The following is a 25,624-nucleotide window of genomic DNA, read 5'->3' on the forward strand; positions in this document are numbered from 1 at the left end:
TTACTATAACTGAGCTTAGTAAATAGCTAATTTAAAAAATTAAAACAGCTGTTTATCGTTTTAATTTGCGCCTTATTTTAGTCAGCGTTAAGCTGTGCTTTTATTTACTAATTATATTAACTGCATTTGCTATATAGCCTTGCTATAAGGTTAATTATAATTATTATTAAAGGTTTATCATGACTAACAGCACATATCCTATTGGCACACCTGGCACTAAGTGGAATAACAACGATAAAGCCGATTGGTTAACCCGCCAAAATATTAAACGCAGCTATCAAAATGAAGTAGTAACCCTCATTAACGAGCTCAAAGATGAGCTAAATGTAGAACAATATGGCGAACTAAATTACGTTGCAGGCAAATATCCTTTATTTGTTTTAAAAACCGCTGACTTTAACACTAACAAACCTACCGTTTTAATTACCGGTGGTGTACACGGCTACGAAACTAGCGGTGTACACGGCGCGCTTAGGTTTGCAAAAACGGCAGCGCAAAAATATAGTCAGCATTTTAATATTGTAATCGCACCTTGTATTAGCCCTTGGGGTTACGAAACGATAAACCGCTGGAACCCAGAAGCCATTGATCCTAACCGCTCATTTTATGAAGGTAGCCCAGCGCAAGAGTCGGCGGCGATTATGGCGTATGTAAAATCCCTTGAGTTAGATTTAATTGCTCATATTGATTTGCACGAAACGACCGACAGCGACAACAGCGAGTTTCGCCCGGCACTAGCTGCACGCGAAGGCACAGTAAATACTAATTGGAATATTCCCGATGGTTTTTATTTAGTGGCCGATAGCACTAAACCTGAGGCTGCATTTCAAAAAGCCATTATTGATAGCGTAGCAAAAGTAACCCACATTGCCCCAAGTGATGAAAATAACCAACTTATTGGTGTGCCACAAGAGCAATTTGGGGTGATCAACTACGCTGCTCGCGAATTAGGTTTATGTATGGGCTTTACCAATGCACCTTATGTAACCACCACTGAAGTATACCCAGATAGCCCTACAGCAAGTGACGAAGAATGTATTTTGGCGCAAGTAGCCGTAATTACGAGCGCATTAGATTACATAATTAATCTGTGATCTGGGTTTAAATATATACAATTAATAATCCTATTAAAATGCCCAAGTAGGTAAACTAGCTTGGGCATTTTTATACTTTTAATTTTTATAAAAGTAACTATCTTTCGTTATGCTAATGCTCGGATCTTCTTCTGCAAAAATAATAAATTTAACTTTACTTACCTTGTTTGAAATATCAAAGCCATCTGCAGTCACCGTTACGGGTATACGCCTCATCATTCCAGGTTGAATTAGTGTTGTATCTGGGCTAGTTAATTTAGCCTCTGCTAAGCCTGATATAGCAATAGTGTAGTGCAATGTTTGTTGGGTTTTATTTATAATCGTTAACGTATAAGGGTTTTCTACTAAACCCTCATAATTTACTCTGTACAAGGCGCCTCTATCGCGCAGTACCGAGGCTTCAATTGGTGTTCTTTGTACCACCCAAGCAAACATAGCTACAATTAGCATCACGGTCAAAACACCATATCCAACCAATTTAAGCCTAAAAGGGTTGGTTTTTTTACCCGCCATTTGCTCTCCACTAGCGTATTTTATTAACCCTTTTTCATAACCAAATTTATTCATAGTATCGTCGCAAGCATCAATACATAAGCCACAGTTTATACATTCATATTGCAAACCATTTCGAATATCTATTCCAGCTGGGCATACCTCTACACATAAATTACAATCTACGCAGTCACCTAAGTTAAGTGCTTTTGGGTCGGCCTTACGTTTACGTGGGCCACGGTTTTCACCGCGTGCGCTATCGTAAGTAACCACGAGTGTATCTTTATCAAACATAACCGATTGAAAACGCGAATACGGACACGCCACAGTACACATTTTTTCACGTAAAAATCCTGCGTTACCATATGTACACAAAGCAAATAAAAACACCCAAAAGCTGGTAATACCCGACCACTCAAAAGTAAGCATTTCTAAGTACAATGTTTTTGCGGGTATAAAATAAGTTAAAAATGAAGTGGCAGTTAATAGTGATAGCACTAACCAAGCACTGTGTTTAGTAAGCTTTTTACGCCATTTGGTAAAACCCCATGCAGATTTATCAAGCTGTATACGCTGATTACGTGTGCCTTCAACGCGTTGCTCAACCCATGAAAACATCAACATCCAAATAGTTTGAGGGCAAGTATAACCACACCAAACGCGGCCTAACCAGTTGGTTACAAAAAATAGCGCAAAGGCCCCCACCATAAACAACATGGCTACAATAATAAAATCTTGCGGGAATAAAGTTAAAGTGAAAATAGTAAACTTTTGCGTTGCTACATCTAATAGCACCGCTTGTTGGCCGTTATATTGGATCCACGGTATTGCAATAAACGTAAGCATTAATAACCAGCCTAAGTTACGGCGTATACGCTGAAAAAAGCCTTTTTGCTCACGTATATAAATTGGCCCTTCGCTTTTATAGGGCTTGATGATCATATCTTCTTCTTTAATATCAAACTTCATAGTACTTACTTAATCATAACGGATGTTAGTTAAGTATTTGCAACTTTCAGACCAAACTGAAAGCAAAGGCATTACATTGATATTTAAGTGATTTATTTATTATTGAAAACCTCAAACTCGCGAAATAAAGCGATACTCACGATATATCACGAAATCTTGCTAATCCCTAACTTGTGCATTTTAGAGCGTAAAGTACTCTCTGGCATACCAAGTTTTGCAGCGGCACCTTTACTCCCCGATATTTGCCAAGCCGACAGCTTAAGCACAGTAATAATATGCTGTTTTTGCATTTCATTGAGCGTTAATGCTGGGTTTATAGTACTTTGTGATATTGCTTGTAATGGCTGACTTAATTGTAAAATAGCTTGCTTAGATAAAATGGCCTCGCGCTCTAGTACATTTTGTAACTCTCTAATATTGCCTGGCCAGTCATAAGCTTGTAGTTGAGAAATTGCCTTATTGCTTAATCCCTTAAGCTGCTTAGTTAAACGTTTATTTAACTGCACTATTAAATTACTACATAAATAAGGAATATCTTCCTTGCGCTCTCTCAGCGCTGGCACTTTTATAGGAAATACATTTAAGCGATAGTATAAATCGATTCTAAAACTGCCTTTTTGCACCATTTCCCATAGATCGCGGTTAGTTGCTGCAATAACGCGAATATCTACCTTTAATGTATTGCTTGCCCCAACACGTTCAAATTCTTGCTCTTGCAACACTCTAAGCAACTTACTTTGCGCTTCAAGCGGCAGCTCTGCTATTTCATCTAAAAATAAGGTACCTTTGTCGGCTAGTTCAAAACGCCCTTTACGGCGCTCATTAGCACCAGTAAACGCGCCTTTCTCATGGCCAAACAGCTCTGACTCTAATAAGCTTGGCGTAAATGCTGCGCAGTTCACTTTTATAAAGGGCTGTTTATTACGCTTACTTAATCTGTATAGGTTTCGGGCAACCAGCTCTTTACCTGTACCATTTTCGCCTAAAATAAGCACTGTGGTATCGGTTTCGCTCACTAACTTAATTTGCTCTAACATGGTTTGAAACACGTGGCTTTTACCTACTAAGCCAGAGTCTTGCCAATCTTCGTTTAATTCTGCTATTAAATAATTATTTTCATCTTGTAACTGTTCACTCAAATGTTTTACTTGTGCAAGTGCATCTTGTAATGCATTTTGTGTTTGTTGCTGCTGAGAAATATCGCGAAATACCGCTACCGCACCTATCAATTCATTATTTCGATAAACTGGTGTCGATGTGTACTCAACAGGGAAAGAGCTGCCATCTTTGCGCCAAAAAACTTCGTTTTTCACTTCACGGCGTTTACCGTCAAACATGGTGCAATATATTTGGCATTCGTCGGCTGGATAAGGCGTGCCATCGGCATGAGTATGATGATGGTATTGATGAATTTTTTTACCTAATAGTGTCTCTGCACTCCAGCCTGTCATGCGCTCGGCCGCAGGGTTAACAAACACGGCATTACCCGACAGATCAAAGCCATAAATTCCTTCGCCCACTGCGTTGAGTAATAAACTAGGATCGTTTAAAAATTGTTTTATCATAAAATAGCCCTCGCGAAATATCGCGATCATTATGACAATTTAATTCAAAAAGTGCACTGCAAAAATTATTATTAGTAATTAATAGCGCTGGAGGAAGGGAGTGACAATAGAATTACGAAAATACAAAAATTTATGACAGAAAATAAAGCCTAGTTACCTTATTATGCTAACTAGACTTTATTTACAACTAACTTAAAGGCGTGGAACCAATTTTATAGCGCCTGCAACCACTTTCATATCAAGTGGTAGTTTACTTAGCAAGGCCATTTTAGGATCGTTCATATTTAGCTCATACACTGGGTTTACAGCTAAAAAGCGGTTAATAATATCCATAGCTTGTTCGTCTAGCGCACCTAAATTACCTTTAAAACCACCAGCATCAACACTCGAATCTAGTAATTTTATATTACGTAAAAACACCGCTTTTTTCTCGCTGTCGTAAAATGGGCTACCTTCTATTTGCAGCTTTAAGCGTACTGGGTATTTTAATGCAAAAGCACTAATGTTAGCGCTTGAATCGGCGCCTAGCACTACAACATCACGATTTTCTGGACCAATATTTACACTCACATCGTTTACATCAAACTCTACTGGTAATCCCATTAAACTTACCTGTTCGCTTAATTTAGGAAGCTGTTTTGTTAATAACGACTCCACGTCGGCGTTAGTAAATGAATAAACAGACATTCCTTGTGTAGCGTTACATGCAGTTAAAAATAATGCGGCAATAATAAATAATATTTTCATAAAAAACTCTCTAAATTATTATAAGTGATGGGTATAAAAAAGCCGCTTACGAGCGGCTTTTAAAAGAGTAATACTCTATTAGGTGTAACTACACTAAGCTGTAAAAACAGCCTTTAGCCTTGCTAGTGTGTCAGCATCAACTGAACCTTCACTGAGCGCTAACAACTGCTTTAAATAATAGCTTATATCTGCATGTTCGCCACGATGCTTATCATCTAACATGGCAACTTGCTCTGCCATTCTTTGCATTGCATCATTACTACTTACATTAGCTAAAATTTCCATTCTAGTAAGTAACTGTGCGCTACTAAGTGATGTTTTAAGTGCAGCTTGGTACTGGCTCGGTATCGCTTCATTATTTTCAAGAGCGTTAAATAAGGCCACTAAATTAGCTTGTTCGGCTTTGCTCGTTAGCCCTGCAAGCTTCTCTTCTATGGCGCTAAGTAACGACGTTACTTTTGGCGATAGTGACTTAAACTGGGTATACCCTTTAACTTTAGTTTCTAAGTCGTGTAATTGCGCTTTTTCGTTAATTTGACCCAGCGCCAATTCAAGTTCGTTAAGCTCAGCGACTACTTGCTTGTCGTTTTCGCTTTGATCTAACTTTTGCTGTTCAAACTCGCTACTGCGTTTAGTAAAAGTTTCGTCGTTAAATTGACGAAATTTTTGCCATAAGGCATTTTCAGCTTTTAAGCCGGCAAAGCCAATTGCTTGCCACTGCTGCTGTAATTGTTTTAGCTCTTGGCATGCTGCTGCTAGGTCATCACTTTGTGATAATTGCTGCGCTTGCTCTACTAATGCATTTTTAAGTGCAGCATTGCCTTTATGAAACGCATTTAACGCCGCTAGCACACGCTGCTGCTCGTTTTTGTAACGATCGTTTAATACACGGTACGTTTTAGGGTCAACTTTACCCACACTGCGCCATGCTTTGTTTAAACGATTGTATTGGCTTTCAAACTGCTTCCAATCAAAACCCTGCTCGTCAGTTGCGAGTAAGTGCAGTGCATGCATGTCAGCAATAATACTTTCGCGCTGCGCTTTTGACGCTTCACGTTGTACTTCTTGCTCTGCAAAATAGTTACGGCAAGGTGCAAACAATAATTCGATTTTTTGATCAAATTGCTCACCTTGTTGCTTTTCTTCGTCTGTATCTAAGCGGCCAAGCTCATTCCAACGTTTACGCAACACTTTAACTTGATCAGCCCGTTGCTGGGGATCTACGCACTCCTCTAAAGCGAGCGTGCTAACTTCTTCAAGTAATGCTTCGCGCTTTGGTGCTGCAGCATATTTTTGCCAATCTTTGGCGTCAGCTAGCTGCGCTTCTAAATCGGTTTTTAAGCTTACAAGTGGTTGCTGATACTGCTCAGTTAAGGTATTAAATAACTCTTCAAAGCCTTTAAACACACCAAATGCAACGTTAAAACGACCTTCTTCTATTAGGCGCTTTACATCACGGGCTTTGCGTTTAGCTTGGCTTTGATTTTTTTCAAGCGGTTTTATCAACTCGTTCATTGGCACTAAAAATTGCTTTTTATGCGCATTAAGTTGTGTTTTAAACGTACCTTGCAATGCACTATCTAATATATTTAGATGATTACGCGCTGCTTTAAAACCACTATTAAATGCAGCTAGGGTTTCGTCGTATTGGGCTAAATCGGCTGCTGGTTTTATTTCACACAGTTCAGTAAATGCCAGCTTATAATCTTTAATAGCAGACGTTAGCTCAGGTAATTTAGCTACTTGAGTAAATGACTTTTCTAACTTATTAATAACCTGCTTTGATTGCGGGTTATTGGCTAACTCTGTTTCATTTATTGCTTGTTGAGCCTGCGCTACTTTTGCATCAAGCCAATCTTGCTGAATTTGCTCTGGCGTTTCTAGGCCAAGTTGTAATGCATTTTCAATTTCTTCACTTAAAGCTTCAAGCGTTGCTAATGCCAACAGTTGACGCTGTTGTAGTGCAAGTAATTGCTGCTCTTTTTCGTGCTCACTGCGAAGCTGTGCAATATGGGCATTTAGCTTTTCGGTAATTGTGCTGTACTTTTCGTTTAGCTGTTTTACTTGCTCGGTGCTAAGCCACTTAAGCTCTAAGGCTTGCCATTGCGCCATTAACTCACCGGCTTTTGGGTTTACTAATGCAAAATCATTTTTATCGCGCAAAGCATTTAGCTTGGCTAAAATAACACGGGTTTCCCCCTCAACTTGCGCTGGCATTTCAATTGCTAAACGCTCGTTTTCTAAATGCGTGTTAAGCGCTGTTTTAGCACTGTTTTGTGCATGCTTTAATAATGGTTTAGTTAACTGGTGGGTAATAACCAGCTCAACTAGTTGCGCTTGTAACTCTTCGCTGCCCTCTTTAAAGGCTTTTTCTATTAGTTTAGGGTTTCCTAGGCGCTTTAGTAACTTAACCCGCACTTGCAACTCTTTTTCTGCAAAGGCAAGTTTTTCAAGGGTTTTTACTGGTGCAAAACGCTCTATATATTCGCTTTTAATTTGCGGCGACAGTGTACTTTCGCTACTTAAAACTGCGGTAGATATTTGTTGTTCAGCAATATCTTTTAATGCTTGATCTTGTTTATAGGCTTTCCACCACAGTGGCAAGTCGTTTACTTTTTGCAGTGCCTTACGACGAATTTCTGCTGAGCTATCTTCCAGCGCTAAAGTGCTTAAAATTATTGCGTCGCGTTGTACATCTAACTTTTCGATTGCGTCTAGACGTACTTGCAGCTTTGGGTGTTTCCATTTTGGCGTAAAAAGGTGTTTAAAGATCATGTTCACTAAACCTAGCTATTTCGTTATCTGAGTTAAATTCTTTTTGCAGTTGTGCTTTTGTTTTTTGCACCATTTCGCCATTTGCACCAATAGTAAATTGCTCATTCGATTGAGCAACTTTTGCTTGATACAACATAACTAACTGCACTGTTTGCTGTTTTTGTTCATCTGATAAAGGAGTGCCATCTGGCCATTTGCCAGTTGCTGCTCCATATTGCAAACGTTCAAATAATTCTGGGGTAATATTTTGTACAAGATTGTCGATATTCATGTCATTTTTTCTTTTTTAGAGTCACTAAAATAATACGATTAATAAGGTACCAAATACACCCCACGCCAATAGCGATGGTGTAAGCATACCACTGAGGTGTTTTTTCTTGCGGTTGTAAGAAGTACAAACAGAAAAAACCGCCTAAAAATAGGATAAGTGCTAAAAATGAGTGAGTTATAAACATTTGCTGTTTTTTAATTCGCTGCTCACGTTGAAGCTGTTGAACTTGCTCATTATTTAAGTCGGCAACGTTACTTTCGCAATGCGGACATTGCGCGTGTTTATCTGATATTGATTTGGCACATTTAGGGCAACGGATAATCGCCATACATCTCTCCATACTACGCATAAAAAAAGCGCCTTGCGGCGCCTTTATTGTACTTGTTTTATTTCTCGTTGTCTTTTTTGAATTTGACCCAGTAGTCATCTACCGATTCTTTCATCTCTTTACGCAATAACATAATGCCAATTAAGTTAGGTAGCGTCATAACAACAATAGCCACTGCCGCTAACTTCCATACCAAGGTGGTATCGGCGAACGATGCCCAAAAGAATGCAGCCACATAAAATACGCGATACGGCATTACTGAGCGATGCCCTAATAAGTAAATCATTGCGCGATCTCCATAGTACGACCAAGCAATGGCAGTAGAGAACGCAAACAGCAATAAGCCTATTGATACAATGTATTGGCCACTATCGCCAAAGTAACCACGTTTAAAAGCCTTGGTAGTTAGCTCTGCTGAATGTACCAATGATTTGCCCACTAAACTAATGCTGTCATCTGTTGGCATGCCATCTATTACTTCTACAACACCTGTGTATTTGTGCTTTTCAGTAATACCAAAGCGTACATCCTCTGCAATTGAGCGTGAATGTAGTACCGTAAAACCTGTACTCAATGCCTCACCATTAACCACTTCAATATTGCCGGTAAACGTCTCTATATTACTTTTTTGACCATTAAGATATTTATAGAGGTCTTCGCGCTGTGTTTGGTTTTCTTCTGTGTAATCGCCTTTAATAATACTCATAGCCGAGCGCTCAAAATGAGTTTGAAATTTTTCATTCCACACCCCCGAGGATAAAATAACCAACCCCGTAAGCGTACAAATAATAATGGTATCGATAAAAGGTTCTAGGATAGATACTATACCCTCTGATACTGGCTCATCAGCTTTTGCCGAAGCATGCGCTATAGGCGCAGAACCTTGACCCGCTTCGTTAGAGAATAAACCACGGTTTACACCCCGGTTAAACGCATAAGCAAATGACGCCCCCAAGAAGCCACCTGCGGCAGCAGAGCCAGAAAATGCGTCCATAAATACAGCAGAAAATGAAGGACCGATGTTTTCAGCGTTATAAAAAATAACAGCCAGAGCACCAATAATATAAATAGTCGCCATTAACGGTACTACGCGTGATGTAATTGCTGCAATACGCTTAATGCCGCCTAATATAACCAAGGCAAGTAAAATAGATAACACTGCACCTGTGGCCATAGGCGCAAAACCAAAGGTGGCTTCCATACCTTGTGCAATATTATTAATTTGTGGCAGGCTGCCTGTACCAAACGAGCTAATTACAGTGGCTACGGCAAATAAAATGGCCAGCCATTTCATGTTAAGGCGTTTATCCATGTAATACATTGGGCCGCCAGACATAGTGCCATCTTCAGTTTTTTCACGGTATTTATGCGACAAGGTAACTTCTACAAACTTGGTAGTCATACCAAAAAATGCGGTCATCCACATCCAAAACAACGCCGCAGGCCCACCAATTGATATAGCCAGTGCTACGCCACCAATATTACCTGTGCCTACTGTGCCCGATAGTGCTGTAGCAAGTGCTTGAAAGTGAGTGGTATCCCCTTCTGTATCTTTTTTATCAAACTTACCCGAAACAACTTGGCAAGCATGTTTAAAATACCGTATTTGGGGAAATTTTAAATAAATAGTAAAAAATAAACCAACCCCTAATAACACATAAGGAAACCATACTGCTCCTCCTAACATGCCATCTAGGCTATCTAAAAGTTGTCCGAATGCATCCACGCTAAATTCCTCTTATTATTTTATTTTGAAATTGCTGACTAAACATTCGTTAAGCCACAGTTTATTGTGCCGTTGCGCACTTGTTATTTTTGTAAGTGTTGTAACAAAAAAGGGCAACATTTTAATGTTGCCCTTACCTTATACTAATTTATCTTAATTTATCAACGACATTTACGATAGCCGCCAAAGTATCTTGGCCAAATTGATATGAACGACGATCTGACCAACCGTAATCTGGGTCGGGTAAGTCGTTATTATCTTTAAATGGCATTTCGACTGTATAGGTAAGCGCCTTAAATTCTTCTGCTGTTGCAGATGAACCTACTGTAAGGTTAGCTTGGCCTGGCTCGTCTTTAGGGTAGCCATGCTCGTCTTGAAACTCAGGAGTAATGGTTAACAAAGCAGCTTTAAAGCTATCTTCTAGATCTTTTAAGCGCGCATCATAACTTGGAATGCCTTCACTGCCGGCGACAAAGTTATACGGGATTGCTTCATCACCATGAATATCAAGGTGCATATCTAGGCCTGTTTCACGCATTTTATTAAGCACTAAATAAACTTCTGGGCTATTTTCCATGCTCGGCGTTTGCCATTCACGGTTTAAGTTAACGCCTTTAGCGTTAGTACGTAAGTGCCCACGAGCACTACCATCTGGGTTCATGTTTGGCACAATATAAAATACTGCTTTTGATAGTAATGCAGCAGCATGCGGGTCTTCGTCATCAAGTAGTTTGTGAAGTATTCCCTCTACAAACCACTGCGCCATTGTTTCACCCGGATGCTGGCGAGCTGTGATCCAAATGTTTTTCTTATCTGCACTTGGCTCACCAATTTTAAGTACGCTCATGTCGCGGCCATCTAGGGTTTCGCCCAATGTTTCTAATTGGCAAATTTGCTGGCTTTGCGCCCACGTAAGTAAATCTAAATGACGCTCATAGCTATATGGTGCAAAATAAGCAAAATAAACACTGCCGCACTCTGGCTCTATTTCAAAGCTTAATGTGCCATTTTCGTAGCTTGAAGGTACACGAAACCACGTTTGACGGTCATACGATGCAACCGCCTGATAATCTACCCAGCCATCTGGATAAGCTGAATTTTCGAGCTTGTTTATATTTAGCTTATGTAATTGGTAAGGGGTTGTTTCTAGGCGAAAATGAAACCACTGATAAAATTCAGACTGGAAATCGTTATTAATCTCTAACTGGATATTTAATGGATCGGTGGCTTCAATAACCTTAATATTACCACTATCGAAATTGCTACTGATTTTCATGACAAAAAACCTATAAGTTGACTAAGTGTCTCTGGACTGCATAAATAGCCAGGATGTAAGTACGCTGCGATTAGCCGTATCTAATGTATAAAGCGTACCATAAGCGCTGCGCTTTAAAAATATTGATAATCAAAAAAGCCAGCAAATGCTGGCTTTTGTATAACGACTAATAAATTAGTGAGGTAAGCTTGGGAATGCCACTTCGGCCATATCGCGCATACAACGTACCACTTGGCAGCTGTAACCAAATTCATTATCGTACCAAACGTAAAGTACAATACGGTTGTCATCAACAATAGTTGCTTGCGAGTCAACCACACCAGCGTAACGACTACCTACTAAATCGGTAGATACGATTTCAGTAGAAGCGGTGTAATCAATTTGGTCGCGCAGGTCTGAGTGAAGTGCGGTATCGCGTAAAAATGCATTTAGCTCTTCTACCGAGGTGCTCTTTTCTAAGTTTAGGTTCAAAATAGCCAGCGACACGTTAGGTGTAGGTACGCGAATTGCGTTACCCGTTAGTTTGCCCTCAAGCTCTGGTAGTGCTTTTGAAACCGCTTTTGCAGCGCCTGTTTCAGTAATTACCATGTTAAGTGCAGCAGCACGGCCACGGCGGTCTGCTTTGTGGTAGTTATCAATTAAGTTTTGGTCATTAGTATACGAGTGAACCGTTTCTACGTGACCATTTTTAATGCCAAACTTATCGTTTAATGCTTTAAGTGTTGGTGTAATGGCATTAGTTGTACAGCTTGCTGCACATACAATTTTGTCTTCAGGTAAAATATCTTTGTTATTTACACCATATACGATGTTTTTGATATTACCTTTAGCAGGAGCCGTTAATAGTACTTTAGCAGCGCCTTTACATTCTAAATGCTGACCAAGGCCTGCTTCATCTTTCCAAATACCTGTGTTATCAACAATAAGTGCATTGTCGATGCCGTAGGCTGTGTAATCTATTTCGCTAGGAGAGTTAGCGTAAATAACCTGGATGTAGCTACCATTAGCTTTAATTGCATTACGCTCTTTATCAACAGTGATAGATCCATTAAATGGACCGTGAATTGAATCACGACGTAATAAACTGGCACGTTTTTCAAGGTCGCCATCTTTACCACCACGTACAACAATTGCGCGTAGGCGTAAGTCAGCATAAGGACCTGATTTTTCAATTAGTAGGCGTGCAAGTAAACGGCCAATTCGACCAAAGCCATAAAGCACCACATCGCGTGATTCTTTAGCTGGTAAATCAGCAATTTCAGCGAGCTCATCTTTTACAAACTCTTCAACAGAACGACCGTTTGCAGCATCATTATACAAATAGCTGTAAGCAAGCTTACCAATATCGATACGTGCAGAGTTTAAATCCATTTTGCTAATCGCTTCTAAAAATGGGAAGCTTTCACGTAAACGTAATTTTGTACCTTCAAACTGCGCAACTGATTTGTGAGATTTGATAATTTCAATTGGGCTTGCATTTACAAGTGGGCGGCCATAAACAGCAATTTCGATACCACGACTACGATAAAGCTTACCAATGATTGGTTGCATGCTTTCTGCGTAACCTTGGCGTTCTTGCCAACTATTTGTGTATTCTAACTCGTGAGATGAGGTCATTTTATTTACCTAAGTTAAACATTTTTGAACGGATAGCCCTAGAGCATTTAACCATCAAAAGTTGAAATGATTTCGACCCTGATAAGTCAACGCACTCTAGTGACTTCCCTATTCTAATTTAATCTTGCTTTATTCTCTACTGTTAGAGGCTAAATGATTGCGTTAGAATAACATTATATTAATATATTTAAGGGTTGAGGATGGTTATAAGACTAATAGTAGTACTTGGAGTACTCACCTTAGCCGGATGTGAAAAGCCACTAAGCTTGGCCCAAGTATGTAAAGAAACGCCCGGTTTTTGCAACGATCTAAATAAAGATAATCATTGTCGGGAGCAGCGTTCTAACACTATTTTGCAGCGTTATATTGAATACAAGCACCCAACTGATGAAAATAAATATCAGCTACTTAAAGAGTTTGAATCATATAATCAGTGTATTACGCTTGCAGCTAAAATTGAGCATATAAAATTAAAAGAAAAAAAGACCTCTCGTGTAGAAGGTAAATTAACCAGTATTAAAGAAATGACGCGATTATATCAAGATACTAAAAGTACTAATCACCCAGGCTTACTTTACTATCATTGGTCGCGTAATAACGATCAGCGAGCACTGACTAAATTTTTAGCTTTGGAGCATGATGAAAGGGTGACAACAAGTGCTGAAATGCAACTTTTTTTGGCATCGTATTATATTAAATTTGATGATGATAAAACGATTGATTTGCTCTACAAAACATTAGAACTTAATAAAGCACAGCAAATACCTGATCCCGAGGTGTTTACCTCTTTGGTCAGTTTGTTTTATAAACAACAAAATTATAAACATGCCTATGTTTTTTCTAAAGTTGCGCAGATGTCGGGGATAGAAAACGTTGATATATTTGCTGTAGAGCAGCAATTGGCAAGCAGCAGAAAAAATCTTGATAGTTTAGATTCTTTAGCGCAACAAACTTTTCAGCAAATTCGCGCTGGTAAGTTTGTATCACCTAGGGAGTTTTAAGTAACCTAGGCGTAGTTAAATAAAACATTAATAATAAAAAAGGCAGCTTACGCTGCCTTTTTTATATTACTTTGCTTTACTTGTGCCCACTTCTACTCGGGTTTTAAGTTTTTGCCCAGGTCTAAAGGTCACCACGCGACGCGCCGAAATAGGAATATCTTCCCCTGTTTTCGGATTACGTCCCGGTCTTTCTTTTTTATCACGAAGATCAAAATTACCAAATCCAGAGAGCTTAATCTGCTCGCCTTTTTCAAGCGCTGAGCGGATTTCTTCAAAAAACGCTTCAACTAAATCTTTGGCATCTTTTTTATTGATCCCGAGTTTTTCAAATAGGTGTTCAGCTATGTCGGCTTTAGTAAGCGCCATATCTAGTCCCTCAACGATGCATTAAACTGTTCGGCCAGTGTGGCCACCACGTTATCAACTACTAGATTGATATCTTTCTCTTCGAGTGTTCTATCAACCGATTGCAGTGTTAGAGCAATCGCCAAACTCTTATAATTTGGCTCAATACCTTTGCCCTTATACACATCGAATAAGTTTAGGTCAACTAATTGATTTCCGCCAACTTTTTCTATCGCTGTTAAAATATCGCCAATATTTACGCTCTCTTGCACTAAAATCGCGATGTCGCGGCGATTTGAAGGGAATTTAGACACCCCTGCAACTTGCGGTAAATTTCTTTTTTCGATTGCCGACATTTCAATTTCAAACACGAAAGTAGCATTATTGATATCTAACGACTTTTGCGCTTGAGGGTGTAATGCACCAAAAAAACCAACCTTTTTACCAGCAACATAAATTACCGCTGATTGACCAGGATGCAAACCGTCTGACTGCTCTGCTTTAATTTCAAAGCGGCTCATATCATTGGTAATTGCCAGTAGTGCTTCCACGTCACCTTTCACATCGTAAAAATCGACGTTGCGTTTTTCTTCAACCCAATGTTCGCCATGCGCAAGACCGGTAATTACACCGCCAATTACTGGCACTTGGTTAACACCGTTTTCGGCATTTTCGTCACTTAAAAATTTAAGGCCGTGTTCAAATAGACGAATACGCGGTTGCTGACGATTTTGGTTATACGCTAGCGACGCCAATAAGCCAGGCATTAAGCTTACTCGCATTGCAGACATTTCAATTGAAATTGGGTGCGGTAATACTAGCGGCTGACTTTCTGGGTGCAAAATAGCTTGCGCTTTAGGGTCGACAAAACTGTACGTAATAGCCTCTTGATAACCACGGGCTACTAGCGTATTACGAAACTTGCTTAGTGCGATAGTCGCTTCGTTATGGGTGGTCATTTTAAGCTTAGCAGTCGGTGCAACATTAGGAATACTGTTGTAACCGTAAACACGCGCCACTTCTTCAATTAAATCTTCTTCAATACGCACATCAAAACGGTAACTAGGTACATCTGCACTCCAGCTGTCGTTTTCAACTTTTACGTTAAAACCTAAGCGAGTTAAAATATCAGTAACTTTCTCATCTTCAATATGATGGCCAATAACACGGTCTAAACGGCTACGACGTAAACGAACCTCAGTCACTTTAGGTAGTTTATCTGCGGCAACGGCTTCAACCACTGGGCCTGCTTCACCGCCTACTATTTCAAGTAGTAACGCTGTTGCACGCTCTATTGCATCATGCTGTAGCGCAAAATCAACACCACGCTCATAACGATGCGATGCATCTGTGTGTAAACCGTAGCTACGTGCTTGCCCAGCTATTGCTACAGGGTTAAAAAATGCGCTTTCAAGTAATATATCAGACGTTTTATTTGTAACACCCGATTGCTCGCCACCAAAAATACCCGCAATGGCTAGTGCTTTATTATGATCGGCTATCACTAATGTAGATTCGTTTAATTTAACGCTATTACCGTCAAGTAAAACTAGCTCTTCACCGGCGTTTGCACTACGTACTTTAATTCCACCTTCAATCGCATTTAAATCAAATGCATGCATTGGATGGCCAAGTTCAAGTAATACATAATTAGTAACATCAACTACTGGGTCGATTGAACGCACACCGCTGCGACGTAGTTTTTCAACCATCCATAACGGCGTTGCTGTATCAAGGTTAATGCCTTTAATCACACGCCCAAGGTAGCGAGGACATGCATCTTCATTAACTAATTCAATCGATACTTTATCGTCAATTGTTGCTGTAACCGCTGGAATTTGTAATACGTTTACGTCAATGCTGTTAAGTACGCCCACTTCGCGCGCTAAGCCTTTTATACCTAAACAATCACCACGGTTTGGTGTTAAATCAACATCAATAATATTATCATCAAGGCCTAGGTATTCACGTAAATCTGTACCTACTGGCGCATCGCTTGGCAATTCCATAATGCCATCGCCTTCTTCGCTAATCCCTAGCTCAACAAAGGCACACAACATGCCATTTGAAGGTTGGCCACGTAACTTGGCTTTTTTAATTTTAAAATCACCAGGAAGCACTGCGCCAACAGTTGCAACCGCAACTTTAATGCCTAAACGACAGTTCGGTGCGCCACATACGATATCAAGTAGTTCATCACCACCGACATTAATTTTGGTAACGCGTAGCTTATCTGCATCAGGATGTTGTCCACATTCAACAACTTCACCTACCAATACACCATTAAATTTTGCTGCTGCAGGTGTTACGCCATCAACTTCTAGGCCAGCCATAGAAAGCTGTTCCGACAGAGCTTGCGTATCAATGGCTGGATTAACCCACTCTCTTAACCACTTTTCACTAAATTTCATATTATTGTTTCACTCTTAACGGAACTGGTTTAGGAATTTTAAGTCATTTTCAAAAAATGCACGTAAATCGTTTACGCCATAACGCAACATAGTTAAGCGTTCTACACCCATGCCAAAAGCAAAGCCGGTGTATTTTTCAGGATCAATGCCCACAGACTTAAGAACGTTAGGGTGTACCATGCCGCAGCCTAATACTTCTAGCCACTTGCCGTCTTTACCCATTACGTCTACTTCTGCTGAAGGTTCTGTAAAAGGGAAAAATGAAGGACGGAAACGAATTTCCATGTCTTCTTCAAAAAAGTTACGCAGGAAGTCGTGTAAAATACCTTTAAGTTCAGTAAAGCTCACATCTGTGTCGACCATTAAGCCTTCAACCTGATGAAACATAGGCGTGTGCGTTTGGTCATAATCGTTACGATATACACGTCCAGGAGAAATAATACGCAGCGGCGGTTGCTCAACTTCCATTGTACGTATTTGTACGCCACTCGTTTGCGTACGCAATACCAGCTTAGGGTTGAAGTAAAAAGTGTCGTGATCAGCACGGGCTGGATGATGCTCAGGAATATTTAACGCATCAAAGTTATGAAAGTCATCTTCAACTTCAGGACCCGATTTAACTGCAAAGCCTAACTCACCAAAAAAGCTTTCTATGCGCTCAATGGTACGTGTAACCGGATGTAGGCCACCAGTAGGCATAACACGCCCAGGTAATGTTACATCGATAGTTTCAGCGGCTAGCTTTTCTTCTAGCGCTTTACTGGCTAACAGCTCGCGTTTATCGTTTATAGCAGCTTGCACATCTTGTTTAGCTTGATTAATAACTTGGCCCGCTTCTTTACGCTCTTCAGGGGCAATTTTGCCTAACGTTTTAAGTAAGCTGGTGATCTCGCCTTTTTTGCCAAGGTAATTAACCCGCATTTCTTCTAACTGCGCGATTTCACTGGCACTGGCTACCGCCTCAAGTGCTTGCGCTAATATATTTTCTAAGTTCATTGGATACCTGATCTTTCACAGAAGGTGATTGCTGTTAAGTAATAACTTATGATAACTGAAAGCAGTGCCTAGATTCTAGACCTACTAGAGCTTTAACGTTGATTTTATAAAAGGAATTGTTAATTTTCGTTGTGCGGCCATAGATGCATGATCTAATTTGTCTAATACGTCGAGTAATGTACGCATATCACGGCTTAAGCGCGTTAATAAAAATCGGGCGCATTCGTCACTTAGCTCTAAGCCACGCATTTTTGTGCGTTTAACTAAAGCTTGTGCTTTATCGTCATCACTCATTGAACGAATTTGCAGTGTAGTTCCCCATTTTAGCCGCGATTCTAAGTCTGGTAAGCTAATATTTAGCATGTCGGGGAGTAAGTCAGCGGTCACCACTAACATTTTTTTAGGCTCGTTAAAGCGATTAAAAAAATTAAATAAGGCCTTTTCCCACGCATCATCACCCGCTACCAAATGCACATCATCTATGCATAAAACATCAAGGGCTTCTAAGCCTTCTAATACCATAGGGCCAAAATCAATAACTTCTCGCATAGATAACAGCATATTTGATAAGCCGCGCTCTTGCGCTTGAATACACGTAGCGTACAAAAGGTGAGATTTCCCTGAATCGCCCAAACCACATAAATAAGTGTATTGAAAAGATTGCGACAATTTTGAAAAACTGTCTTTTAAATGACTTACTTCTAAAGAGTCCTCACCGCCAAAGTACGAGGTAAAGGTTTCGTCATCGGGCAAAGTAACCGGCAATGCCATTTGCATTGGCTCATGAGTTAGCATTACTCACCAATCCATTGATACTCTAAACTGTTTTTATCAACAATATGATAAAAAGCACTTGGATCAACATAATCTCTAAACGCAGCATCAAGCCCTAATGCTTTTTTTAAATCAACCACACTACCCGTATGATTAAGTTTGAACTCAACTAAATCTGGGGTTTTTCGTATAATAGTAGCCTGAGTTACCACACTTAAATTTGATAACCGGCGTTTAGCCAACTCAATATCAACAAAGCTTTGCGTACCTTTTAGAGTTAAAGTTGCCGCTGCTTGCTCGTAATAAGCATTTGGATCAATTGCATATTCATTAGCTAGCCCTTTCGCTAACGTATCTATCATTTGCGCAACAACTTGTTGTTTATCACCCGTTAATCTATTTAATTCAAAAAGATCATCGTTAGTAAATCGCCAATCTAAAACCCAGTTTTCACTATCTGGTTGCTTATACATTCTGGCTGTAATACTGCGCTCAGCACTATAACGCTTAGAGGCCTCTTCTACTGGCTCTGAAAAGTTACCCCATACTTCAGGAATACCTACTAGACGTCTGTCTTGTAAATCAAGTAAAGGCACCACAACCGGTAAACCACGTCGCCCTGCTTTATCGTATATTAACTGTTCTAGTTGTGGGTAGCTTTCTTGAGTAACTAGCTCTCTGCGCCAGTTATCTTCAATTCCTAACCATATTGCAATTAATGGTCGTTGCACACCCCATAAGGGTAAACCGAGCTCTTTAATTAATGCATTAATTTTTCGCGCTTCAAATTTAACAACAAGTTTTAAGTTACCGGTTGTACTCTCGTCGTACTCAAACTTGAGCATGTAGTCTGAAATATCTTGAGTTTTTTGTTGCGCTAAGCTGTTTTGATCAGCACTTTCATCACCGCTGACTTTCACTAGAACATTCAGCAATGCTTTACGACTTGCTGCTAAACGCGTGTCTCGAGTTTTATCATCAACTTTTAAAATATCTTGATAAAGATCAGTTACTTCAACCGCTGATGTAGTAAAGCAAAATATAATTGATAAGGCACTTAATAATAATCTATACACAGGCTATTTGTTCTTAGTTTTAAACTGATTTGATCCTAAATCAAAGCAACCCACAAAGCAAAATTATATTTTATTTGTAGGAAAAAGTGCTAGGTGCTAGGTGCTAGCAGAGATTGCTGATGGGGTTATTTTTGTCTAACAATTTAATGTTTTTATACTAATCGCATAAAGTTAATGAGTAATTTAATATTAAATAACGAGCTCAATAACAAAGCGATAATTAGAATCGGAGTCTTTAATTAGGCCTGGTAGTGTCTTAATGCCCACAGCAGTGGAGAGTCACAGTGCAAATACACCACACTCATTGACTAGTGATGATGTTTTTATGATTTGAATGTCGGTGCGCTACTTCGTAGCGACAACGCAGTAGAATGTCGTAAGTGCCCACAGCGGTGGAGAGTCACAGTGCAAATGCACTAAACTCATTGGCTAGTGATGATGTTTTTATGATTTGAGTGTCGGGTGTCGCTACGCTCGCCCAACCTACGCGGGAGACTTGTGTACATTATTCACCCACATTTCACTTTTCTACAGACGTAAAAAAGCCCGACTATTTCTAGTCGGGCTTTCTACAATTTGGAGCCTGGCAATGTCCTACTTTCACATAGCAAATGCTACACTATCATCGGCGCTGTTTCGTTTCACTACTGAGTTCGGCATGGGGTCAGGTGGGTCCAAAACGCTATTGTTACCAAGCAAATTAGGGCGTTAATTCGTATCACTACAAATTAACTGAATTTGGAAAATATCTGATAATATTTTTTAAGTCTTTGCGTAAATATCTACTTTAGCAATATTAACTTCTTGCTTGAACTGTCACATAAAACGCGTTTGGCGTTGTATGGTTAAGCCTCACGGGTAATTAGTACAAGTTAGCTTAATGCCTCACAGCACTTCCACATCTTGCCTATCAACGTTGTAGTCTCCAACGGCCCTTCAGAGAGCTTATAGCTCTAGTGAGAAATCATCTCGAGGCCTGCTTCGCGCTTAGATGCTTTCAGCGCTTATCAGTTCCGAACGTAGCTACCGGGCAATGCCATTGGCATGACAACCCGAACACCAGCGGTTCGTTCACTCCGGTCCTCTCGTACTAGGAGCAACCCCTCTCAATTCTCAAACGCCCACGGCAGATAGGGACCGAACTGTCTCACGACGTTCTAAACCCAGCTCGCGTACCACTTTAAATGGCGAACAGCCATACCCTTGGGACCGACTTCAGCCCCAGGATGTGATGAGCCGACATCGAGGTGCCAAACACCGCCGTCGATATGAACTCTTGGGCGGTATCAGCCTGTTATCCCCGGAGTACCTTTTATCCGTTGAGCGATGGCCCTTCCATTCAGAACCACCGGATCACTATGACCTACTTTCGTACCTGCTCGACGTGTCTGTCTCGCAGTTAAGCTGGCTTCTACCATTACACTAACCGTACGATGTCCGACCGTACTTAGCCAACCTTCGTGCTCCTCCGTTACTCTTTAGGAGGAGACCGCCCCAGTCAAACTACCCACCAGGCACTGTCCGTAACCCCGATTCAGGGGCCAACGTTAGAACATCAAAACTACAAGGGTGGTATTTCAAGGTTGACTCCAACAAAACTAGCGTCTCATCTTCAAAGTCTCCCACCTATCCTACACATGTAGGTTCAATGTTCAGTGCCAAGCTGTAGTAAAGGTTCACGGGGTCTTTCCGTCTAGCCGCGGGTACACAGCATCTTCACTGCGATTTCAATTTCACTGAGTCTCGGGTGGAGACAGCGTGGCCATGGTTACACCATTCGTGCAGGTCGGAACTTACCCGACAAGGAATTTCGCTACCTTAGGACCGTTATAGTTACGGCCGCCGTTTACCGGGGCTTCGATCAAGAGCTTCTCCCTAAGGATAACCCCATCAATTAACCTTCCGGCACCGGGCAGGTGTCACACCGTATACGTCATCTTGCGATTTTGCACAGTGCTGTGTTTTTAATAAACAGTCCCAGCCACCTGGTCACTGCGGCTCCCGTCCGCTTAGAGAGCAAGTCTCATCACAGATAGGAGCGTACCTTCTCCCGAAGTTACGGTACGATTTTGCCTAGTTCCTTCACCCGAGTTCTCTCAAGCGCCTTAGTATTCTCTACCTGACCACCTGTGTCGGTTTGGGGTACGATTCCATATAATCTGAAGCTTAGAGGCTTTTCCTGGAAGTATGGCATCAGCAACTTCATCACCTTAGTGACTCGTCTCGTGTCTCAGGTTTAGTGTTCGTCCGGATTTACCTAAACAAACGCCCTACTCACTTTCACATGGACTACCAACGCCATGCTTGCTTAGCCTGCTCCGTCCCCCCATCGCAATTATATCGAGTACAGAAATATTAATCTGTTTCCCATCGACTACGCCTTTCGGCCTCGCCTTAGGGGTCGACTTACCCTACCCTGATTAACATGGGATAGGAACCCTTGGTCTTCCGGCGTGGGAGTTTTTCACTCCCATTATCGTTACTCATGTCAGCATTCGCACTTCTGATACCTCCAGCATACCTCCCGGTACACCTTCAACGGCTTACAGAACGCTCCCCTACCACTCATCCTAAGATGAATCCGCAGCTTCGGTGCATAGTTTAGCCCCGTTACATCTTCCGCGCAGACCGACTCGACCAGTGAGCTATTACGCTTTCTTTAAAGGATGGCTGCTTCTAAGCCAACCTCCTGGCTGTCTGGGCCTTTCCACATCGTTTCCCACTTAACTATGACTTTGGGACCTTAGCTGGCGGTCTGGGTTGTTTCCCTCTTCACGACGGACGTTAGCACCCGCCGTGTGTCTCCCGGATATTACTTTACGGTATTCGGAGTTTGCAAAGGGTTGGTAAGTCGGGATGACCCCCTAGCCTTAACAGTGCTCTACCCCCGTAAGTATTCGTCCGAGGCTCTACCTAAATAGATTTCGGGGAGAACCAGCTATCTCCCGGTTTGATTAGCCTTTCACTCCTAACCACAAGTCATCCCCTAACTTTTCAACGTTAGTGGGTTCGGTCCTCCAGTTGATGTTACTCAACCTTCAACCTGCTCATGGCTAGATCACCGGGTTTCGGGTCTATACCTTGCAACTATTCGCCCAGTTAAGACTCGGTTTCCCTACGGCTACCCTAATCGGTTAACCTCGCTACAAAATATAAGTCGCTGACCCATTATACAAAAGGTACGCAGTCACCCAACAAGTGGGCTCCTACTGCTTGTACGTACACGGTTTCAGGTTCTATTTCACTCCCCTCACAGGGGTTCTTTTCGCCTTTCCCTCACGGTACTGGTTCACTATCGGTCAGTTGGGAGTATTTAGCCTTAGATGATGGTCCACCTATATTCAGTCAAAGTTTCACGTGCTCCGACCTACTCGATTTCACTTAAAATGTCTTTTCATGTACGGGACTATCACCCTGTATCGTGGCGCTTTCCAGCAGCCTTCCATTAACACATAATAAGCTTAAGGGCTGTTCCGATTTCGCTCGCCGCTACTTTCGGAATCTCGGTTGATTTCTTTTCCTACGGGTACTTAGATGTTTCAGTTCTCCGCGTTCGCCTCGTTAACCTATGTATTCAGTTAACGATACCTGCAAGCAGGTGGGTTTCCCCATTCGGAAATCCTAGTCTCAAGTGCTTTTTACTAGCTTGACTAGGCTTATCGCAAGTTAATACGTCCTTCATCGCCTCCAACTGCCAAGGCATCCACCGTGTACGCTTAGTCACTTAACCATACAACCCAAACGGGTCTTTGTTCTGTGACAGTTTAACTTCGCCAGAAGTCAATATTGAATACTAAAGTAGATACCAATCAATCAACTCATAAGAGTTAATTAAATGGCACTGAATGGTACTGCTACCATTCTTTTTTTACTTTTGAAAACTCTTGATAAATAACAATGTTATTCATCAGAATTTTATTATCAGCTTTTCCAAATTTTTAAAGAGCATATTAATTAGTTATCCCGAAGGACAAGCACTAATTAACAATCATCTGTGTGGACACTACGAACAAATAAGTTCTAAATCGTATAAGGAGGTGATCCAGCCCCAGGTTCCCCTAGGGCTACCTTGTTACGACTTCACCCCAGTCATGAATCACTCCGTGGTAAACGTCCTCCCGAGGGTTAGACTATCTACTTCTGGAGCAACCCACTCCCATGGTGTGACGGGCGGTGTGTACAAGGCCCGGGAACGTATTCACCGCGTCATTCTGATACGCGATTACTAGCGATTCCGACTTCATGGAGTCGAGTTGCAGACTCCAATCCGGACTACGACGCACTTTAAGTGATTCGCTTACCTTCGCAGGTTCGCAGCACTCTGTATGCGCCATTGTAGCACGTGTGTAGCCCTACACGTAAGGGCCATGATGACTTGACGTCGTCCCCACCTTCCTCCGGTTTATCACCGGCAGTCTCCTTAGAGTTCTCAGCATTACCTGCTAGCAACTAAGGATAGGGGTTGCGCTCGTTGCGGGACTTAACCCAACATCTCACAACACGAGCTGACGACAGCCATGCAGCACCTGTATCAGAGTTCCCGAAGGCACCAAACCATCTCTGGTAAGTTCTCTGTATGTCAAGTGTAGGTAAGGTTCTTCGCGTTGCATCGAATTAAACCACATGCTCCACCGCTTGTGCGGGCCCCCGTCAATTCATTTGAGTTTTAACCTTGCGGCCGTACTCCCCAGGCGGTCTACTTAATGCGTTAGCTTTGAAAAACAGAACCGAGGCTCCGAGCTTCTAGTAGACATCGTTTACGGCGTGGACTACCGGGGTATCTAATCCCGTTTGCTCCCCACGCTTTCGTACATGAGCGTCAGTGTTGACCCAGGTGGCTGCCTTCGCCATCGGTATTCCTTCAGATCTCTACGCATTTCACCGCTACACCTGAAATTCTACCACCCTCTATCACACTCTAGTTTGCCAGTTCGAAATGCAGTTCCCAGGTTGAGCCCGGGGCTTTCACATCTCGCTTAACAAACCGCCTGCGTACGCTTTACGCCCAGTAATTCCGATTAACGCTCGCACCCTCCGTATTACCGCGGCTGCTGGCACGGAGTTAGCCGGTGCTTCTTCTGTCAGTAACGTCACAGCTAGCAGGTATTAACTACTAACCTTTCCTCCTGACTGAAAGTGCTTTACAACCCGAAGGCCTTCTTCACACACGCGGCATGGCTGCATCAGGCTTGCGCCCATTGTGCAATATTCCCCACTGCTGCCTCCCGTAGGAGTCTGGGCCGTGTCTCAGTCCCAGTGTGGCTGATCATCCTCTCAAACCAGCTAGGGATCGTCGCCTTGGTGAGCCATTACCTCACCAACTAGCTAATCCCACTTGGGCCAATCTAAAGGCGAGAGCCGAAGCCCCCTTTGGTCCGTAGACATTATGCGGTATTAGCAGTCGTTTCCAACTGTTGTCCCCCACCTCAAGGCATGTTCCCAAGCATTACTCACCCGTCCGCCGCTCGTCAGCAAAGAAGCAAGCTTCTTTCTGTTACCGCTCGACTTGCATGTGTTAGGCCTGCCGCCAGCGTTCAATCTGAGCCATGATCAAACTCTTCAATTAAAAAGTTTTATGTCTTTCGACAGCTCAATGAATTCTGAATTTATTTTAATATCTTTCGATATTGAATTGACTGTGCCGAAGCAACTTATAAATAAGTTACTTCTGTTGGTCACTCAGTTTTCAATTGAGACTCTAATTTGTTTGCCTTGCTTAGCGAACTAAGCTTGGCTGTTAGAACTCAATCTGTACGAGTGCCCACACAGATGATTGCTTTATATTGTTAAAGAACGTTTTGAGTCGCTTTAGCGACTCAAGGGATGCGTATAATACATCCTTTATTTTTCGAGTCAACACTTTGTTTTAAACTTTCTTTTTGGAAGATTTAAAACCGAAGTTTTATTTAACTCTCTGAGTAGTTCGCGTCTCGCTAGGCGTTGACGTTTCCCGTCTCAGTGGGGTCGCATTATAGGGAGCCGCAGATTTTACGCAAGCGTTTTTATCGCCTTTTTTGCATTTAATTTTTACCCCAAAGATACACAAGCCAGGCTCACAGGTTACCCACAAAAGCCTGTGGACAAGTCATTTTTTTACCTCGATCACTAAACTATTTCTCAAGCTTATGCTAAGTTGCGCGACAGATTTAAACTCGTTGATT

The 25,624-nt window shown here is 41.6% G+C and carries 16 protein-coding genes and 3 rRNA genes; 2 read left to right on the forward strand and 17 right to left on the reverse strand.

The features are described 5' to 3' along the window. Positions 1–179 precede the first annotated feature (179 nt). Positions 180–1,094 carry a M14 family metallocarboxypeptidase gene (locus RB215_RS09265; RefSeq protein ID WP_089368508.1) on the forward strand — a complete coding sequence of 305 codons (915 nt, stop codon included), beginning with the start codon at positions 180–182 and terminating at the stop codon, positions 1,092–1,094. A gap of 78 nt (positions 1,095–1,172) precedes the next feature. Here RB215_RS09265 and ccoG read toward each other — a convergent pair whose 3' ends face one another. From ccoG to RB215_RS09310, 9 genes are all read right to left on the reverse strand, one after another. Beyond that, complete coding sequence (gene ccoG / locus RB215_RS09270; RefSeq protein WP_041454483.1) at positions 1,173–2,555, reverse strand: cytochrome c oxidase accessory protein CcoG; 1,383 nt, start codon at positions 2,553–2,555, stop codon at positions 1,173–1,175. A 146-nt stretch (positions 2,556–2,701) separates the two neighbouring features. Further along, positions 2,702–4,120 (reverse strand): sigma-54-dependent Fis family transcriptional regulator, encoded by a 1,419-nt coding sequence (locus RB215_RS09275; protein WP_193039007.1) that lies wholly within the window; start codon positions 4,118–4,120, stop codon positions 2,702–2,704. 192 nt (positions 4,121–4,312) lie between these two features. Then, the gene (locus RB215_RS09280) at positions 4,313–4,867 is read right to left on the reverse strand and encodes a DUF1439 domain-containing protein (RefSeq protein WP_011328566.1); all 555 of its coding nucleotides are present in this window, start codon (positions 4,865–4,867) and stop codon (positions 4,313–4,315) included. 93 nt (positions 4,868–4,960) lie between these two features. Next, positions 4,961–7,642, reverse strand: a complete 2,682-nt coding sequence (locus RB215_RS09285; protein ID WP_309216263.1) for a DUF349 domain-containing protein — start codon at positions 7,640–7,642, stop codon at positions 4,961–4,963. Further along, positions 7,632–7,913, reverse strand: a complete 282-nt coding sequence (locus RB215_RS09290) for a YeaC family protein (RefSeq protein ID WP_011328568.1) — start codon at positions 7,911–7,913, stop codon at positions 7,632–7,634. The genes RB215_RS09285 and RB215_RS09290 overlap by 11 nt, the downstream gene beginning before the upstream one ends. A 1-nt stretch (position 7,914) precedes the next feature. After that, positions 7,915–8,241 (reverse strand): hypothetical protein, encoded by a 327-nt coding sequence (locus RB215_RS09295; protein WP_011328569.1) that lies wholly within the window; start codon positions 8,239–8,241, stop codon positions 7,915–7,917. 58 nt (positions 8,242–8,299) lie between these two features. Next, positions 8,300–9,967, reverse strand: coding sequence for an AGCS family amino acid carrier protein (locus RB215_RS09300; RefSeq protein WP_309216264.1), 1,668 nt, complete (start codon positions 9,965–9,967; stop codon positions 8,300–8,302). A 148-nt stretch (positions 9,968–10,115) separates the two neighbouring features. Then, entirely contained in the window at positions 10,116–11,243 is a 1,128-nt protein-coding gene (locus tag RB215_RS09305; RefSeq protein ID WP_011328571.1) for a M14-type cytosolic carboxypeptidase, read from the reverse strand. A gap of 174 nt (positions 11,244–11,417) precedes the next feature. Beyond that, positions 11,418–12,860 (reverse strand): glyceraldehyde-3-phosphate dehydrogenase, encoded by a 1,443-nt coding sequence (locus RB215_RS09310; RefSeq protein ID WP_011328572.1) that lies wholly within the window; start codon positions 12,858–12,860, stop codon positions 11,418–11,420. 200 nt (positions 12,861–13,060) lie between these two features. Between RB215_RS09310 and RB215_RS09315 the strand changes: the two genes are divergently transcribed. Continuing rightward, positions 13,061–13,861 carry a DUF2989 domain-containing protein gene (locus RB215_RS09315; RefSeq protein ID WP_089368513.1) on the forward strand — a complete coding sequence of 267 codons (801 nt, stop codon included), beginning with the start codon at positions 13,061–13,063 and terminating at the stop codon, positions 13,859–13,861. Between the two features lie 66 nt (positions 13,862–13,927). Here RB215_RS09315 and ihfA read toward each other — a convergent pair whose 3' ends face one another. The 8 genes from ihfA to RB215_RS09355 all read right to left on the reverse strand — a co-directional run bounded on the left by ihfA (position 13,928) and on the right by RB215_RS09355 (position 25,029). Further along, entirely contained in the window at positions 13,928–14,227 is a 300-nt protein-coding gene (gene ihfA / locus RB215_RS09320; protein WP_011328574.1) for an integration host factor subunit alpha, read from the reverse strand. A gap of 2 nt (positions 14,228–14,229) precedes the next feature. Further along, positions 14,230–16,617 (reverse strand): phenylalanine--tRNA ligase subunit beta, encoded by a 2,388-nt coding sequence (gene pheT / locus RB215_RS09325; protein WP_086994471.1) that lies wholly within the window; start codon positions 16,615–16,617, stop codon positions 14,230–14,232. Positions 16,618–16,632: 15 nt separating this feature from the next. Next, a complete protein-coding gene (gene pheS / locus RB215_RS09330) occupies positions 16,633–17,613 on the reverse strand; it encodes a phenylalanine--tRNA ligase subunit alpha (protein ID WP_011328576.1) in 981 nt (326 codons plus the stop codon). Between the two features lie 84 nt (positions 17,614–17,697). Further along, positions 17,698–18,408 carry a DnaA regulatory inactivator Hda gene (hda, locus tag RB215_RS09335; protein WP_172459224.1) on the reverse strand — a complete coding sequence of 237 codons (711 nt, stop codon included), beginning with the start codon at positions 18,406–18,408 and terminating at the stop codon, positions 17,698–17,700. After that, positions 18,408–19,463, reverse strand: coding sequence for a DUF2066 domain-containing protein (locus tag RB215_RS09340; protein WP_309216266.1), 1,056 nt, complete (start codon positions 19,461–19,463; stop codon positions 18,408–18,410). The genes hda and RB215_RS09340 overlap by 1 nt, the downstream gene beginning before the upstream one ends. A gap of 581 nt (positions 19,464–20,044) precedes the next feature. Further along, positions 20,045–20,159 (reverse strand): 5S ribosomal RNA (gene rrf, locus RB215_RS09345). 145 nt (positions 20,160–20,304) lie between these two features. Next, positions 20,305–23,193 (reverse strand): 23S ribosomal RNA (locus RB215_RS09350). Between the two features lie 300 nt (positions 23,194–23,493). Next, positions 23,494–25,029: ribosomal RNA gene (locus RB215_RS09355) — 16S ribosomal RNA — on the reverse strand. The 16S, 23S and 5S rRNA genes sit together here, the layout of an rRNA operon. Positions 25,030–25,624: the final 595 nt, after the last annotated feature.

Origin of the sequence: Pseudoalteromonas sp. HL-AS2 (assembly GCF_031198805.1) — a bacterium.
GTDB lineage: Bacteria > Pseudomonadota > Gammaproteobacteria > Enterobacterales > Alteromonadaceae > Pseudoalteromonas > Pseudoalteromonas nigrifaciens.